The 16,221-nt window shown below is 60.9% G+C and carries 11 protein-coding genes and 2 pseudogenes; 6 read left to right on the forward strand and 7 right to left on the reverse strand.

Features of this window, described 5'->3' with window-relative positions:
* Window positions 1-8: 8 nt before the first annotated feature.
* The 4 genes from LQG66_RS17890 to LQG66_RS17905 all read right to left on the reverse strand — a co-directional run bounded on the left by LQG66_RS17890 (window position 9) and on the right by LQG66_RS17905 (window position 4,676).
* Window positions 9-1,424 carry an L-fucose/L-arabinose isomerase family protein gene (locus LQG66_RS17890; protein ID WP_231327499.1) on the reverse strand — a complete coding sequence of 472 codons (1,416 nt, stop codon included), beginning with the start codon at window positions 1,422-1,424 and terminating at the stop codon, window positions 9-11.
* A gap of 111 nt (window positions 1,425-1,535) precedes the next feature.
* Window positions 1,536-2,231, reverse strand: coding sequence for a hypothetical protein (locus LQG66_RS17895; RefSeq protein ID WP_231327500.1), 696 nt, complete (start codon window positions 2,229-2,231; stop codon window positions 1,536-1,538).
* Between the two features lie 753 nt (window positions 2,232-2,984).
* Complete coding sequence (locus LQG66_RS17900; protein ID WP_231327839.1) at window positions 2,985-4,004, reverse strand: LacI family DNA-binding transcriptional regulator; 1,020 nt, start codon at window positions 4,002-4,004, stop codon at window positions 2,985-2,987.
* 426 nt (window positions 4,005-4,430) lie between these two features.
* The gene (locus tag LQG66_RS17905) at window positions 4,431-4,676 is read right to left on the reverse strand and encodes a hypothetical protein (protein WP_231327501.1); all 246 of its coding nucleotides are present in this window, start codon (window positions 4,674-4,676) and stop codon (window positions 4,431-4,433) included.
* A gap of 405 nt (window positions 4,677-5,081) precedes the next feature.
* Here LQG66_RS17905 and tnpB point away from each other — a divergent pair.
* Both tnpB and LQG66_RS17910 read left to right on the forward strand, forming a co-directional pair.
* A pseudogene (gene tnpB / locus LQG66_RS37430) lies at window positions 5,082-5,207 on the forward strand (IS66 family insertion sequence element accessory protein TnpB); the annotation flags it as partial.
* A gap of 93 nt (window positions 5,208-5,300) precedes the next feature.
* A pseudogene (locus LQG66_RS17910) lies at window positions 5,301-5,764 on the forward strand (IS66 family transposase); the annotation flags it as partial.
* Window positions 5,765-5,786: 22 nt separating this feature from the next.
* On the opposite strand, the gene LQG66_RS17915 reads toward LQG66_RS17910, so the two are convergent.
* The 3 genes from LQG66_RS17915 to LQG66_RS17925 form a co-directional block, all read right to left on the reverse strand.
* On the reverse strand, window positions 5,787-6,845 hold the full coding sequence (locus LQG66_RS17915) for a SphA family protein (protein WP_231327840.1): 1,059 nt from the start codon (window positions 6,843-6,845) through the stop codon (window positions 5,787-5,789).
* A 77-nt stretch (window positions 6,846-6,922) separates the two neighbouring features.
* Window positions 6,923-9,349 (reverse strand): arylsulfatase, encoded by a 2,427-nt coding sequence (locus LQG66_RS17920; protein WP_231327502.1) that lies wholly within the window; start codon window positions 9,347-9,349, stop codon window positions 6,923-6,925.
* Window positions 9,350-9,470: 121 nt separating this feature from the next.
* On the reverse strand, window positions 9,471-9,722 hold the full coding sequence (locus LQG66_RS17925; protein ID WP_231327503.1) for a hypothetical protein: 252 nt from the start codon (window positions 9,720-9,722) through the stop codon (window positions 9,471-9,473).
* A 208-nt stretch (window positions 9,723-9,930) separates the two neighbouring features.
* On the opposite strand from LQG66_RS17925, the gene LQG66_RS17930 reads away from it, so the two are divergent.
* From LQG66_RS17930 to LQG66_RS17945, 4 genes are all read left to right on the forward strand, one after another.
* A complete protein-coding gene (locus LQG66_RS17930; RefSeq protein WP_231327504.1) occupies window positions 9,931-10,176 on the forward strand; it encodes a DUF3302 domain-containing protein in 246 nt (81 codons plus the stop codon).
* Window positions 10,173-11,114, forward strand: a complete 942-nt coding sequence (locus LQG66_RS17935; protein WP_231327505.1) for an efflux RND transporter periplasmic adaptor subunit — start codon at window positions 10,173-10,175, stop codon at window positions 11,112-11,114. Before LQG66_RS17930 ends, LQG66_RS17935 begins: the two co-directional genes overlap by 4 nt.
* A 349-nt stretch (window positions 11,115-11,463) precedes the next feature.
* Window positions 11,464-13,815 carry a tetratricopeptide repeat protein gene (locus tag LQG66_RS17940; RefSeq protein ID WP_231327506.1) on the forward strand — a complete coding sequence of 784 codons (2,352 nt, stop codon included), beginning with the start codon at window positions 11,464-11,466 and terminating at the stop codon, window positions 13,813-13,815.
* A 401-nt stretch (window positions 13,816-14,216) separates the two neighbouring features.
* Window positions 14,217-15,743, forward strand: a complete 1,527-nt coding sequence (locus LQG66_RS17945; RefSeq protein ID WP_345778949.1) for a DUF1254 domain-containing protein — start codon at window positions 14,217-14,219, stop codon at window positions 15,741-15,743.
* The last annotated feature ends 478 nt before the right edge of the window (window positions 15,744-16,221 follow it).

A 16,221-nucleotide genomic window follows, 5' to 3' on the forward strand; every position in this document is an offset into this window, starting at 1 on the left:
AGCCGGCGTCAGGCCTTGCCTTCGTGCAGGTGGAAATCCCAGCCGAGATAGTTGCGCGTCGCGTCGACGATGACATCGCTGGCCGAGCAGAAGTTCGCGGCGACGTGATGCTCGAAGCCATTCTCACAGATATAGCGCAGCAGTTTCTGCATGTCGGGGATCTCGACCACACCGGCGCCGCCGAAGGTCTCCAATGGATCCTCGGTGAACTTGCCTTCCCCGACATATCCGCAGATCCGCCCGGACGTGTCGTCGGTGCTCACGCGGATGAAGGTCATGTGGCCGGACTTGATCGAGCCGTCGACCGTTCCGTAGGTGTTGTCCTTGCCGACGGTGCCGGCAATGATTTCCTGGAAGTCCATCCGGTAGTTCTTGAAAAACTCCTTGGGCAAGTTGCTGCAGTGGAAGCACACGGCCTTGTTGGCGTTCGAGCCGTAGTTGTTGTTCCAGTCGAGCAGTGCGCTCGGCGTCCCGGATGCCAGGGCCAGCATGTGCATGCCGATCAGCCCACAGACGTCGACTTCGCAAGCGCTCGACATCAGCTTCGAGCTCATCATGCTCATCATCGTGCAGGGGACGACGCCATAGTTTTCCTCCAGCGAGGTCCAGCATTGGATCGCGCTGATGGAAACATCGGCCTCCCGCATCCACTCTTCGGTGACAGCTGCAAGCTTTGCCTGCCTGAGGATGGCGGCGTGGGGCACGCCCTTGATATCGATGTAGTTTCGAATCGCATCGAGCTTTTCGGTGACGATCGCGTGGTCGTCGGCCAGTCGCGACACGCGGCCGAGGATTTCCGACAGGTCCAGCGTTACTACGGAAATCCCCGCCCTCTCGAGCAGCTTTTCGCTGTAGCGGACGGTGTTGAAAGCCTGCGGCCGCGCGCCGATGGCGCCGATGCGCAGCCCGCGCAATCCCCCGACGACGCGGCAGATCGCCGAGAAGCGCGCGAGATCCTCCTGAAACTCGTCGCTGAGCGGATCCACGCAGTGAGACTTGGTCAGCGAATAGCAGATGCCGTACTGACGCAGGTTGTTGCAGGCCGACATCTTGCCGCAGAAGCTGTCGCGGCGCCACTGGATCGACATCTTGGACGGATCGTCGGGCGTCGCCTGGATCAGGACGGGCACTTTCAGGCCGGACAGGCGCAAGGTGTCGGCGATCGGCCGTTCCTCACCGAAATTGGGAAGCGTGACGATGATGCCGTCGATGTCGCCAGCGCGGCTCTTGAACAGGGCGGCGCATTTGCGGGCATCCTCGAAGGACTGCACCGCGCCATGTTCGGTATCGGCCGGGCTGAGAACCACGCAACCGTGGCCAGCCCGCTCGAGCGCGCTGATCATGTGCTCGCGGCCGGTCGCCGCGAGATGGCCCGGAAAGAAACCGCGACTTCCAACGATGATGCCGAATTTCATGGACTTCATTTTGATGCTTCCAACCTTTTGCGCCGGCGCCATCGATCTGCTGCGCACGAGCGATGGTCTCTGGCGTGTTCGAAGTGCGGATGCGGTCGGGTGGGACCGATCCGCCTGGGTTCATGCGCTCAGCGCTGCGCCGACGTCGCAGGTCAGCACGGCATCGAGAACCGAGATCTGCTCGGGCCAGGTCAGCCCCTTGCCGAAAGCCTCGTCGAACAGGGCAGAGCCGATGGTGAAGCCCCAGGGCCTCAGTTTCCGCACCTGCTTGAGGCGCTCGAAGGTGTTGATGCTGCCGCTGACGATGGTCGCGTGGGGGCCGACAGACTTCAGCACCGCCACCCCAAGGTCATGAGGATCGCCATCCTTGTAGCGGTACATCGACAGGCAGATGCCGTCTGCGCCACTCGCCAGGACGCGCTGACCGTCCTCAACGACTTCCTCGGTGCTGCCATAGAGATAGCGCGGCACTCCCGCACGACGCCCGATCGTCGGGAAGTAGACCACGGGCGAGCCCTGCAGAATGGCGACCACGGCGGGGTGGAATTGGCAGCCGATGAGATATTTGCACTTGTTGCGGATAGCGAATTCGGCTGCACGCAGACAGTCGTCCTCCGTTTCGCCGAACGATTCGAAGACGATCGTCTTGCCCTTGTCGGCAATCAGCTTCGCCAGCTCGCCGGCACGATCAGCCGAGATGCCGGTGTCCTTGAAACCCCAGAACTGGGTCGGAGCATGATTGGATGCCTCGAACATCTCCCTGGCGTTTTCGACGGTCAGATCGTTGTTCGTGAGCATCGAGATAATTTTGACCATTGGTGCTCTCCCCGATTTTTTTGATTTTTTGCAGATCGCGTGACACTCGAGAGCCGGCGCGACCATGCGCCGACGCAAACGGCATGCTCACCCGCAAGCCGGCGCGAAGCCGGACCGCCGGTCACTGATGCGGCGATGTGACAATCGAGAGCTTCGGCCTGTTGCCGCCCGAATTCACACAGCGTTCCCCGACCCGACGATGCCAGCCGCCCTCGTCTTCGGTCCGATCGGACCGCGAGAAGGCTCCGACAACGTCGGCTCAACACAGGCGAACACTGAAACTTCGCATCGGCACGGCTGGACGCCATTCCCCAAGGCGACCGAACCAACGCTGTACAATCAGCGACGCGCAGCCTGATATGCGGTACGTACCTCATTTCGATCTTGGTTGTCAACTATGTTATAGACTCTGTCTGGTTGCAGATCTTCGGGCGGCAGGGGCAGCTGCGTTGAGCAAGGCACCGGGGCCTGCGGATTGGTCGCCTAACGCCAGACCGCAAATATTATAGCGCGGCGGAGCAATCCATGGTGGGGATGGCATTGGAGGCGGACGATGCGCGCTCGCCTCGTGGCGGAGCCGAACGATTTGCCACCCGGCCGACCTGAGCACATTTGACTAGCTGAGTAGCCATTTGGTCCGACTAAATGCGGTACGTCACTCAAGCCTACACGAAGCTTGACGTTCCCCGATCTGGGCCGCCGGACGTTCTTCGCCTCGACTGGGTTGGCGCTAGCGGCGGTTGCCGAGCAACGCTACGGCAGATTCTCGTTCAGGTAGATCTCGATGCGGATCGTTTCCTGACCGGCGACGAGGGCCGTCCTGTCGATATGCGCCTTCAGGATCCGCAAGGCGCTCCGCACTTCATGACCGGCGTCTTGGTGGATGATGGCGTCGACGGCGCCGGCAATGAGCGCCCGGCGCGTGTGTTCGGTCAGTTCGTGGGCGACGACGACGCGTTCCTTACGGGCGCCGGACAGGGCTGCAATGAGGCCGCGGTTGCCGGCGCCCATATTGTAGACGCCGACCACATCGCCGTGGGCCTCCAGGCACTCGCTGAGTAATTCCTGGACGAGCCGATTGTCGTCCTTTGCCTCGATGACCGGCAGGCATTGCAGACGGGGATAGTCGATGCGGATCACTTGCTCGAATCCCATGCGGCGCTCCACATGGTCGCGGACCAGCATGGAGCCGGCCACCAGGGCGATCTTGCCGGACCTGCCACCCAGGAAGTTGCCCATCAATCTCGCGGCGGTACGCCCGGCCGCGACATTGTCGATGCCGACATATGCATCACGCTGAAACGCTGGAACGTCGGAGACCAGCGTCACGACAGGTACATTGTCCTGGCGCAACCTGGCCAGGGCATTACGAACGGCAACGGATTCGGTTGCAACCACCGCGACACCGGAACAGTCCGCGGCATCGAGGGTATCCAAAGTGGCAGCCAGCGCGGGACCGTCGAAGGGCGGGACCTTGTAGATCGAGATTTCCGTGCGATCGGCGGCGGAGTGCTGCTTGACCGCTTCGACCTCGGCCTCCAGGCCGCGCATGAAGCTGTTGGCCCCTTCGGGGATGACGAAGGCGAAGCGATACGCCTGACGCTTTGCCAAGTTGGCGGCAGAAAGATCTCGGACATAGCCAAGCTTCGAAATCGCCGCTTCGACCCTTGCAATCGTCTCTTGGCGCACGCCGGGGCGCTGATTGAGTACTCGATCCACTGTAGCGAGGCTCACACGGGCCTTTCGCGCTACGTCATGCACTGTCGGACGCAGTTACATCTCCCCATTCTAAAGCATGTCCCGGCGAAGTGGAGTCCGGTTCGCAAAGGCGAACCGTTGTTCGCCGACAAGGACATGTGTCAACTATGGAATCTACGAAGTTTCCCGTTCACAATCACTAAGTGAACGCGAAACGCTGTAGAACGGCACCGAACCTATCCTACCCGCGTGCGCAATCAAGCCAGTCGGCGTACCATGGCAGCCCGATACCGACCTGGGCGCCAGCGCCGCACGGAGCCCGGCCGTGATGCCGCCGTCGGCGTTCGGCGTAAAGCACGCCTCCATTGGCGAAGGAAGACGCCTCTGAAGCAATGCAGGCCCCGATAAGCTGGAGCCCGCCTGAGCCCCCCTGGGCAACGCTCATCCGCAGCCACTCGGAGAAAATGACAACCCTGCGGCCACTCGGACAATTTGAGGATTTCACGCAGGTCCTTTTTGGACCCGCGGACGCAAAGATTTATCCACAGGCACAGGCACGTCACGGACGACATAGTCGAGCTCGCCGAACCGATGTCCGTCGACGATTCGTTGGGCTTCGCGGGCGACATAGCCGACGGCGATCAACTCTCGAGAGATGCGCTGCAGCTTCTTGCGGCCGACAACGAGGGTCCGCCCGACGTGATCAAGGCGGACGTGCCATTTGTGACGCGACAGCGGATCGCCCATCTTCACCCCTCCGCACGTCCAGCCGTTAGCACTAGTGCTAGGAACTCACAGCCCGAACGCCGCTGACAGCCGCCGAAATCGGCGATCCGGCCGCGCCGCCGGCACCGGTTCGGCGCTTCTTCAGCGACGAGGAAAAGCTCGCGATCGCCGGGGAAACCGAGCTACCAGGCGCCAAGGTCTCTGCCGTCACGCGCAGTTCGGCATCGCGCAAAAGAAGTGCTCCAAGCTCGCCCGTGTCGTGCTGCCCGACGACATGCCCGCCGCGCGCGCCCTGCGCGATCTCCTGCGTCCACCGGATGGCATGATGGCCGTCGACCTCCCCGATGGACGGCGCGTGTTCGCTCCTGCCGGCAGCAATCCTGACGCAGTCCGAGCGCCAGTCGAAAGCGGAGACACAGCATCATGATGTTCGTTCCAGCAGGCGTAAAGGTGCACCTGGCGCTTGGCTACACCGACATGCGCAAAGGCATGGATGGGCTTGCGGCGCTGGTGCGGGACACGCTGAAGAAGGATCCGTTCTCTGGTCATACGATCACCTTCCGCTGTATCGGCAGTCGCAGATCTTCAACCGTCACGGTATCGATCTGTGCCGTTTCGAGCATTTTGCTGACAAGGAGGAGCATCACGCTCGCAGCGTGCTGGAGCCACTCGCGGCGCAAGTTCTACAGCGTGGCCGAGGCCACCGGATCGCCGGTGGCAACAGAAGCCCTCCGCCGCATTGGCGAACTCTACGCCGTCGAAGCGCGCGCCGCGGACAAATCGCCCGCCCTCCGTCTTGCCGAACGCTGTACCTTCTCCAAGCCAATCATCGACGCTCTGAACGCCTGGCTCGATGCGCAGCTCCGCCTGGTCTCCGGCCGCAGCACGCTCGCCGAGGCGATCCGATATGTACTGTCGCGCAGGCACTGCCTGACGCGCTTCCTGAACGACGGCCGTGTCGAGCTGGACACCAATCCTGTCGAACGCGTGATCCGTCCCGTCGCACTTGGTCGCAAGAACGATATGATCGTCGGCGGCAACGGCGGCGGTGCGGTGATCACCACGGCGCAGTCGAACCTTACACGTACCTACGCGACGCACTGCAGCGGAAGACCGATGACAATCGCGCGACTATCTTCGTCCCAGATGCTTTGTCGGCATCGTCGCGCTGGCGGCAACAGCCTCGGAAATCGAGAACGTCAGCCAAGTATTCCAACCGGACGGCCGGTTGGCGGCGTCGAACTCGCCATATCCCTTGAGACCGAGAAACGCATGATTGTCCCCGATCTGGAAAATATAGCCGATCTGGGGGCCTACTCCGAGAACGCGCGACCGGAAGCCGCCGAGGACGGCCGGTTGGCCCGAGTCATCCGTAATCTGCTGATAGGCGTAACCGACGAAACCAACAAAGACCTGCTTCGACAGGAATTGCGACACGCCCCAATCAAAATGGAAATCAATGCCGCTCTGATACTGCGTATCAGGATTCTTGAAGTTGTAGGTGAAACCGCCGACGCCGGAAAACTCCGTGCCGGTCACGGGATTCAGGTAGGTATAGCCACCACCCAGATCGATGACGCCGTGGCCGAGACCGACATTGGCGAGCCGGTTCGGACTGTAGTCACCGACCGGAATATCGCCCGCGCCATAGACCATATAGTTGTGAACACCGCTGTTCCATTTCAGCCTGAAGGTCGGATAGAGGTCGCCATAAGAGACCAGCGCATCCTCGAGAAATCCATTGCGCGTGGTGACGATCGGCCCAGCCGCCGTTGTCAACGTGCCGGCGAGGCTCGCGGAATTTCTGCCGTAGACGCTGGCCAGCGTCGCCGACAACTGCCCACCGAGCACCGGCGTCGCGAAAGTATAGGTCGGCGCGACGAGCATCAGGTCAGCTTGGCCGTGCACAGACAAATTAAGATCGAGGTTGACGTTCCGCGAGAAGCGTCCAACCTGAAATTCCCGTGACGCAGCAGCCGCGCCCGATGCACCTACGTTCGCATGGTAATAGATCGCAGCGATCGACCAGCCCGGTGTGCCCGGAGTAGCAGAGAGACTGCCGTATAGGCCGGGCAGCCAGAACGAAATGCCGCTTTCGTCGGCGACGGCCATTTGCGGACAGAGCAAGGCAATTGCGGTGGCAGCGACAGCGCCGCTGAGCCGGTGGCCGGATATTGTGCCGCGCTTCATCATCGTTGCCCCCAACGCAATCGATTGTCGGTTGATTCCACCAGTCAGTAACGAGACCTATCCTTGGCTGTGATTGGTCAATCGGACAACCCCTTTTTTAACGCGGCCGCCTTGCGGGCCTCTACAGCCTCCTCGCTGTCGGCCCTCTTCATGTCCTTCAACTCGATCGTCACTTGGCCGATCTTGCCAGAGAACTTGAACGGCACCTTGTAGGCCTCGGTGACCGGCGTCCCCTCGTCAGCGCCGACATCCGCGCCTTCGTCCGCGGAGAAGCCGCAGCATTGAGTGCGATCGATCCGGCCACTGGCAACAGTCTTGCCATTGACGAGCAGCGTGCCCACGCCGCCCTTGCCGATACCTCCGCCGTCGTAGAGGAACTCGAAGCGGATCGTGGATTTTCCGGCGGTCAACGCCTGCTGGGCGGCGATCGTAAACCGCTGCAAACCGAGGAAGTTATAGGTGTAAGTCGGCTTGCCATCCTTCAGGTACAGGCTCCAGCCGCCGAACCGGCCGGCCTGGGCGAGGATCGCGCCGTTGGCTCCGGCCTTTGGGATATCCACGTCGGCGGTGATCGTGTGCGAACGGTTCTTCACATTGATGAAGACATTCTCTGACATCCCGAGCATGCCCTCGTGAACCGTCAGCGAGGTGCGGCCGGCCATCAGGTCGGGCCGTCCCACGAGAGCCGCATTCAGGCGCTCCAGGGTTCTATCGTCGAGCGGCAGCACCGAATACTTGACTGCTTCCTTGAGAAAGAGGTCCTGAAGCTCTTTTAGCTTGTCGGGGTTCTTCGCGGCCAGATCGTTCGCCAGGCTGAAGTCTGTCCGCGTATCGTAGAGCTCCCAGATGTCCTGTTCGAGCGGCCTGCGATTCTTGGTTTCCCACGCCGCCCGGTGAATCGTACCGGCCAGCCAGCCGTCGCTATAGATCGCGCGGTTGCCGAAGATCTCGAAATATTGCGTCGTATGGGGGCTTGGAGCGGTGGCGTTGGCAAAGCTGTAGGCCATGCTCACGCCCTCGATCGGCGTCTGCACCGTCCCGTTCACGCTCTTCGGTTCGGGAATCTTCGTGGCTTCGAGGATCGTCGGCACGATATCGATGACGTGATGCCATTGCGATCGCACTTCGCCCTTCGCCGCAATGCCGTTGGGCCAATGAATCACCATGCCGTTACGCGTGCCGCCGTAGCTCGAAGCCACCTGCTTCGTCCACGTGAAGGGCGTATCGCCTGCAACAGCCCACCCGGCAGCATAGTGGCTGTATGTCATCCGGCTGCCGAGGTCATCGTAATGATTGAGGATGTCCTGAACGCTCTCCTGAACGCCGTTGAAGTAGGTCATCTCGTTGAACAACCCGTTCATGCCGCCTTCCGCACTCGCGCCGTTGTCCCCGACGATGTAGAAGACCAGGGTGTTGTCGAGCTGACCGGTCGCTTTGATGGCGTCGATGAGACGGCCTATCTCGGTGTCTGCATATTCGCCAAAGCCAGCAAACACCTCCATCTGGCGAGCGAATAGCTTCTTTTCGTCAGGATCCAGCGCCGCCCAATCCTTGATGGCCTCCGGCTTGGGAGCGAGCTTCGTCCCGGCGGGCACCACACCGAGCTTGATCTGGCGGGCGAGCGTCTCCTCGCGAAGCTTGTCCCAGCCCTGGTCGAACTTGCCCTTGTACTTGGCGATCCATTCCTTCGGCACGTGGTGCGGCGCGTGGGTGGCGCCTGGCGCGAAGTACATGAAAAACGGCTTATCGGGTGTCAGCGACTTCTGGTACTGCATCCAGTCGATCGCCTTATCGGTCATGTCCGTCATGAAATTGTAGTTCGGATCCTTCGATGGCTCGACCTGGGTCATCCCGTCATAGATCAGCGGAGCCCATTGGTTGGTCTCGCCACCCATGAAGCCGTAGAACTTGTCGAAGCCCTGGCGGGTCGGCCAGCGATCGGTCGGGCCGGAGGGGCTCACTTCCCAGGCCGCGGTCTCGTGGTTCTTGCCGAAATGGGCGGTGCTATAGCCATTCAAACGCAGCATCTCGGCGACCGTGGCCACGCTGTTGGGCCGCTGTCCGGTCTGCCCTGGGAAAGTCGTCGCGGTTTCCGCGATCGAGCCGAAATTGTTCATGTGATGATTGCGGCCGCTGAGCAGCGCCGATCGCGTCGGAGAACAGAGCGCCGTCGTATGGAATTCGTTGTAGCGCAGGCCCTCGTTCGCCAGTTTCTCCACCGTGGGCATACGGATAGGCCCACCGAAGGCGCTAGACTGACCGAAGCCCATGTCGTCGATGAGAACAATGAGCACGTTGGGTGCACTGGCAGGCGCCTTGACCTCGAAGCGCGGCGGCGGCGTTGCATTGCGCGCATCGAACACGGTGCTATGCGGATGTGCGGGCTCGGGAATCGGCAGCACAGTGCGATCGGTCGGGAGCACGACCTCGGGCGGTGCGACCTGCTGGGCATTCGCCGGAATCGGCAGCAACACGACCAAGGACAGCGCGGCGACCGCCGTCATCATACGTCTCATGTCAACCACCTCAAGGAAAGGGAAAACAGGAAATCGGGAAATCGACTGTTGAATGCCGGAATGCGCACTCGCGCATCCCAGGAATCGGCGACGCCAACTGACGGCTAGATCAACGCCGGCCGACGCGATTGACCGGGCCACCGCGATTCATTGGCCTGCCCACCACCCCAACTCTGGGGGTCACCACAGCGCGCGCGACCGGGCGCGGCCGCAGCACGACCCCGGGTCTGACGATGCATCCGACGGGATATTCGACATATTGGCAGTATACTACTGCGCTGGCTTTTTCTGTGCTTGCGGCAACGAAGCCGGCGACGAGGCCCGTCGTCAGCAGCGCCGATAATGCGATCGATAGCTTCATTTGGCGTCCTCCGTTATTTGACAAATATAGCAAGATCGAGCGTTCTGCCTGTTGACGTGGATCAACGGGGGACGACAAGGGGCAGTCTCGCCGGCGTCTGCTGCCGCGACCTTGCGATGCATCAAAAGCGCGATCGCGAGCTCCGCTTAACGTGGCACCGTGATTTTGCGTCCTTTAGCCGTGCTTTGGTTGGCTGGGAGGAACTCGAATGCCCGTTCTCGATGTTTTTGCCCTGGTCATTCTGACGGTCCTTTTGCTGGCCGCTATTGTGATGATCGCGATACTTGGGGCATTGCCGGGCCGCGTCGCGCGCACCCGTGGGCATCCACAAGCGGACGCAATCGCAGTCGGTGGCTGGCTTAGTCTGATCTTTGGAGGTGTCTTGTGGCCGGCATTGATGATTTGGGCGTACACGCGGAGTGCTAGTCAGGAACGCAAGGATCGCACATCGTGATTGCCTTTCTCGCACTCCTTTACATTGGTCTCCTGTTTGTGCTCGTCCGGTTCAAGATCGTGCCGTGGAACACGTTCTGGAAAATCTCCCCCGCTATCTGGGTGGTTCTGCTGTTCGTAATGCTGTTCATTCCGATGAATTGGGGCGCGCCATCCGGCGATATCGTCGTTCTCAGGCAATCCGTGGCAATAGTGCCGAACGTTGCTGGCGAAGTCATCGATGTGCCTGCGCAGGCAAATACGCCACTCAAAGCCGGGGACGTCTTGTTCAGGATCGATCCGGCGCCTTACGAAGCGCAAGTCCGGCAACTCGAGGCCCAACTCAAACTTGCTGAAATAAATCTCGAACGCGCGGGTACGTTGGAACAACGGCAGTCGGGAACGCTCGCAGCCGTGCAGCAACGTGAGGCCGAACGCGATACGGTACGTGCGCAACTCGACTCGGCTAATTGGAATCTTGACAAGACGACCATACGGGCGCCCTCGGACGGCTTCGTGACAAATGTCGGTCTCCGGAAGGGCGCTCGTGTAGCTGCGTTTCCGGTGAGTGCCGTCATGGCCTTTATCGAAACGGAAGACACTGCCGTTGGCGTACAAGTGCAGCAGATCTACGCACGGCATATCTCCCCGGGGCAGCCGGTCGAGCTTGCGTTCAAATTTCTGCCGGGAAGAATATACACTGGGCGCGTGGTTGCCTTGCTCCCGGCGACCGCACTAGGGCAACAACAGACCAGCGGCACGGCAGCACGCCCGTTAGACATTCAGCCCGCACCGTTTGCCGTACGTATTCAAATGGATGATCGATCCATCGCTGATCGCCTCCCAGCTGGCGCAACGGGCGAGGCAGCGATCTATACCAACAGCGTCAGGCCGACGCATATAATTCGACGCGTCATGATCCGCATGAGCGCATACCTCAATTATGTGATCCCCTTCTAATGTTACCTTGGCTGAGATGACGCTCCGGCTCGGAGACCTGGAGAAATCGAGCTGAAGTTCTGAGGTAGGCGGGGCATCGCTGCCGTGGCTGATCAACTGGCACGGGCAAGGCGCCAGTTTCGACATCGCTCTCAGAGCCATAGCGCCTTGACTTGATAGAGCTGTGGCCGAGGATGGGTGTGGCCATCTTGATCGAGGGTGGCCACTGGATGATCGCGAGGCATAAGGGCAGTCGTTGGCACGCAAGCGGCGCAAATCGGATCGAGGTACACCGAGGGCACCTGTCCGAGCCCCGTTACCGGCTTCGCAGTCGCCGAAGCCCACCGGACACGGTGCCGCGCAATCGCCGATGCGCCGCATCTGGATCGCGATTGTGATCGCTGCAGCCGCCGTCTTCGCTTTCGGTGTCGCCTTCCAGTTCCTCAGTAGACCGGATTCGCAGACCCAATCTCCGTCCGCCGCGGCTTACGTCGGTAGCGAAACCTGTGCGGGCTGCCACCAGGCCGAAGCGAGATTGTGGAGCGTCTCACAGCACAAGGCCGCGATGCAGCACGCCACGGACGAGACCATGCTCGGAAATTTCAACGATGCCGGTTTCGACTATTACGGCGTGCATTCACGCTTCTTTCGAAAGGACGGCAAGTTCCTGGTCGAGACCGACGGCGCTGACGGCAAGCTCGCCGTGTTCGAAGTGAAATATACGTTCGGTGTCGATCCGCTGCAGCAATATCTGGTCGTCTTTCCCGACGGGCGCATTCAGGCACTGCCGATCGCTTGGGACAGCCGGCCCCAGGACAAGGGCGGGCAGCGCTGGTTTCATCTCTCGCCCAATGAAGCGATCAAGCACGACGATATCCTGCACTGGACCAAATTAAACCAGAACTGGAATTTCATGTGCGCGGAGTGCCACTCCACCGGTCTGCGCAAGAACTACGACGCCACGAAAGATCGCTTTGCGACGACATGGGCCGAGATCAGCGTCGGCTGCGAGGCCTGTCATGGCCAGGGTTCGCGCCACGACGCCTGGGCGCGCGCGCAACAGAGCTGGTGGCCGTTTGGAAAGCACCAGGACGCCAGCAAGGGATTGCTGGTGCGGTTCGACGAGCGCCACGGCGTCACCTGGCCAATCGATCCTCAGACCGGAAACGCAAAACGGTCCGCGCCCCCCGCAACGCTACGCAAGGACGCCGAGACCTGTGGCCTCTGTCACGCACGGCGGTCCGGCTTCCACGAGGACTGGATACCAGGTCAATCGCTGTCGCAGACCCATGTCGTCGAGCCGCTCGCGCGCAACACCTATCATGCCGACGGGCAGATCCGCGATGTCGAGGAGCCGTATAACTATACGCCGTTCAAACAGGGCAAGATGTTCGCAGCGGGTGTCACCTGCAGCGACTGCCACGAGCCGCACGGCGCAAAGCTTCGTCTGCCAGGCGAAGGCGTGTGCCTGCAATGTCATGCGTCCGACCAATATGCCGACGAGAAACATCGCCATCACGCCGGGATCGACCCGGCACCGACCTGCATGTCCTGCCACATGCCGGTCCGGACTTACATGGTGATCGACGCCAGGCACGATCACACCTTCAGGGTCCCGCGCCCCGATCTTTCCGTCACTCTGGGAACGCCGAACGCCTGCAATGACTGTCATCGTGATAAGCCGCCGCAGTGGTCGGCTGCGGCCGTCGAGCGATGGTTCGGTCCAGGCCGCAAAGGTTTCCAAACTTACGGTCCGGCATTCCATGCCGCCCGCACCGACCAGGCAGATGCCGCCGCGCTGCTTTCCGCCCTTGCCGCGGATCGCGGTGCACCCGCCGTGGCGCGCGCCAGCGCGCTCGACGAACTGGCGTCGCGCGTGACACGGCAGGATGTCGCGACGGCCCGCGCCACGCTCAGCGATCTCGATCCGATGGTGAGGATAGGCGCCCTCGACATGCTGGAGAACGTGCCAGCCGATCAGGTCTGGTCCTTTGGGTCCCCGCTGCTGTCCGATCCCGTCCGCGGCGTCCGCATCAGGGCGGCCTCGCTGCTCGCGGGCGTCCCATCCGTGAGCCAGCCGCCAGCGGATCGTGCACGCTTCGATCGCGCGGCAGCTGAATTCATCGCCGCCCAACGCGCCAACGCAGAGAGGCCGGAGGCCCGCACCGCACTTGGAAATTTTTTCGCGCAGCGCGGACAGGTGCAGGAGGCGGAAGAGGAATACAGGGCTGCCCTCATGCTCAGCCCTCAATATGCCACGGCCGCGATCAATCTCGCCGATCTCGACCGACAACGCGGCCGCGACGCCGAAGGGGAAGACGTCCTTCGCGCTGCCCTTGCGATTTCACCGCGCGACGCGGCCCTGCATCATGCGCTCGGCCTGACACTGACGAGGCTGAGACGGTCTGAGGACGCGCTCGACCAATTGCGTCAAGCCGCAGAACTGGAACCGAAGCAACCGCGCTACGCCTACGTCTATGCCGTCGCACTGCATTCCGGCGGCCGTTACGCGGAAGCCATGACAGTCCTGAAGCAAGCCCTGCGCGACCATCCGAGCGACCGCGACGTGCTTCAGGCGCTCATCGCGTTCAGCCGAATGGCCGGCGATGCTGCGGCGGCGCTCGGTTACGCCGAGCGGCTCGCGACGATCGGACCACCCGACCACGGCCTGGCGACGCTGATTGAAGAACTTCGCCGAACTGCCCAGCCGCGCGCGCAATAGCAACTGGATTCCGTTTCGCTGGCTTACTTGGGGCCTCCATCAAGGTTGTCTCTGACCAGATGTCCATCCGGATGCGCCTGAAGAAGCGGCTCGCCGTTCAGCTGGCGACTTCTGGCCGCCCAATTCAACGGGCTTCACAAGCCTGACTCGACTGGAGCAGTTCGCGCCACTTCCGGACCAACACACTGCAGGAGGGATGGCTTCCTGATACGTCGAGACAGGACTGCTCACCGGCACTGGCCCGTGGTTGCAGCTGCACCTGATTGTCAGCAACGGCAGATGCTTGCGACCGAGAAGTTCATTTTGGGGCTTCCTCCGTTCCCGGCTCCCCGTCCACCACCCCAATGACGCCATCTGTACTTTGAGGCAGGTCAACAGAATTTCGCTGAAGATGGAACAAGGTGCCGCTTGAAGTGGAGGTGCGCATCATGAAATCAATAGCATTGGCAGTTTCGGCTCTGTCTCTGATGGTGTTTTCGGCAATTCCGGCGAACGCCCAGCAATACAAGATGCAAACTCCTATTCCGCCAGGCATCGCCGCGCCAGACAGAATAGAGACGCGCCTCGGCACGCTGAAATTCTTTGACGGATTCCCCGACAAGGCCACGGTCGAAAAGCTCTACGACAATCTCGACTTCCAGCGGGCGGTGCAGGCTTATCTGCTGGCGTTGCCGGCGGCGAACATGGCCGGATTGCGTGACGGATTGCTCCAGGTTGGGCCTGCCAACTCGACGATCCCGACCTTCGAAACGCTGATGGACGCCCGTTCGCTGTTTTTGACGGCCAACGCCAATGTTGCCTACACGTGGATATGGATCAACCTGCACGACGGCCCATTGGTCGCCGAGGTCCCTCCCATGGTGCTGGGCATGATCGACGACTTCTGGTTTCGTTATGTCACAGACATAGGAGTAGTCGGCCCCGACAAAGGCAAAGGAGGCAAGTATCTGCTGCTGCCACCCGGATACAAGGGAGACGTGCCCGACGGGTACCTCGTCGTGCGTGTTCCTACCTACGAATCGATCCTTGTCTGGCGTAACTTCGCCGTGAACGGGGACATGACGCCGGCCATCGAAAACCTGAGGAAGCTTACGCGCATCTATCCCTTGTCCAAAGCCGCCAATCCTCCAGCCAACACCTTCGTAAACGTGTCTGGCAGGGCATTCAACACGGTGGCACGGGCAGACAACAAGGTCTGGGACTATCTCAATCAGGTCGTTCAGAGCGAGCCAATCGAGTCGCTTGATCCGGTTACGCTTGGCTACTTCGCTTCGATCGGCATCGAGAAGGGCAAGCCGTTCGCCCCCGATGCCCGCATGAAGACGATTCTGACCGAGGCGGCCGCAGTGGGTGATGCTACGGCGCGCGCCCTACTCTTCAAAAGCCGTATACCGGAAGCCTTCTACTATCCGAACAGCACTTGGCGTCAGTGGCTCGGCGGCTACCAATTCGAGTCGCAACCTGGCGTGCGGTTCCTGGATGCTGCATCGTTCTTCTATTTCTATGCAACCGGCGTGACCCCCGCGATGGAAGCCAAAATGGTCGGCCAGGGTTCACAATATGCAGTTGGCTTGGTGGACTCCAAGGGCGCGCCCCTGGATGGGAGCAAGAATTACAGGTTACACCTGCCGCCGAACATTCCAGCGAAGGAGTTCTGGTCGGTGATTCTGTACGACAACCAGACGCGTTCGATGCTCCAGACAGACCAGCGATTCCCGATGGTGAGTAGCCAGGACAAGGATATCCTGATCAACTCAGACGGTTCGGTGGATGTCTATTTCGGACCGAAGGCCCCGGCTGGCAAGGAGCACAATTGGGTGCAGACCGTCCCGGGCAAAGGTTGGAACACGCTTCTGCGTCTCTACGGCCCGCTCGAACCGTGGTTCAACAAGACCTGGCGGCCGAGTGAGATCGAGCCGGTTCGATAATCAGCCATCGGAACTTTCGCACAAACAGAGTGAGGCAGATCAGCAGCGGCGGCTTTTTTGAAGCCGCTGCTTTGATTGGTACACGGCTATTTCCCGCTATGACTCAACGCTGTGCGGACGGTCAGACGGCAATTCCAACAATGACTAATGTGTCACCGAAGATGTAAGGTAAGTTTGCGGGGCTTGACATAGGCCGGCGCGAGTCTGCCGCGTTGCATGTGACGTGTTTTATTCTCAGATGCGAGAACTAACATCCGGCGCCATGAGCTCATCGATCATGGTTTGGTAGCTATCAACCCCAACCAAGTCGCGTGGCACGATTCAACCGCACCAGTTTCGCGCCAGAAACGTTACGAGCGAACGGTCACGAACGCCATCAAATCCGGAGGAAAACTCAGCAATATCAACGAAGCCGTCCGATATCCTCCCGCTCATAACGGTCGGGGTGCAGGTTCGAGGCTGCCATAGCCAATAGCCA

This window comes from Bradyrhizobium ontarionense (assembly GCF_021088345.1).
Lineage (GTDB): Bacteria > Pseudomonadota > Alphaproteobacteria > Rhizobiales > Xanthobacteraceae > Bradyrhizobium > Bradyrhizobium ontarionense.

Excerpts from the sequence above, each read along its gene's own strand:
- LQG66_RS17930 (WP_231327504.1), top strand. The coding sequence starts at position 9,931 with ATGCCCGTTCTCGATGTTTTTGCCCTGGTCATTCTGACGGTCCTTTTG.
- LQG66_RS17890 (WP_231327499.1), bottom strand. The coding sequence starts at position 1,424 with ATGAAGTCCATGAAATTCGGCATCATCGTTGGAAGTCGCGGTTTCTTT.
- LQG66_RS17925 (WP_231327503.1), bottom strand. The coding sequence starts at position 9,722 with ATGAAGCTATCGATCGCATTATCGGCGCTGCTGACGACGGGCCTCGTC.
- LQG66_RS17895 (WP_231327500.1), bottom strand. The coding sequence starts at position 2,231 with ATGGTCAAAATTATCTCGATGCTCACGAACAACGATCTGACCGTCGAA.
- LQG66_RS17905 (WP_231327501.1), bottom strand. The coding sequence starts at position 4,676 with ATGGGCGATCCGCTGTCGCGTCACAAATGGCACGTCCGCCTTGATCAC.
- LQG66_RS17915 (WP_231327840.1), bottom strand. The coding sequence starts at position 6,845 with ATGAAGCGCGGCACAATATCCGGCCACCGGCTCAGCGGCGCTGTCGCT.
- LQG66_RS17920 (WP_231327502.1), bottom strand. The coding sequence starts at position 9,349 with ATGACGGCGGTCGCCGCGCTGTCCTTGGTCGTGTTGCTGCCGATTCCG.
- LQG66_RS17940 (WP_231327506.1), top strand. The coding sequence starts at position 11,464 with ATGCGCCGCATCTGGATCGCGATTGTGATCGCTGCAGCCGCCGTCTTC.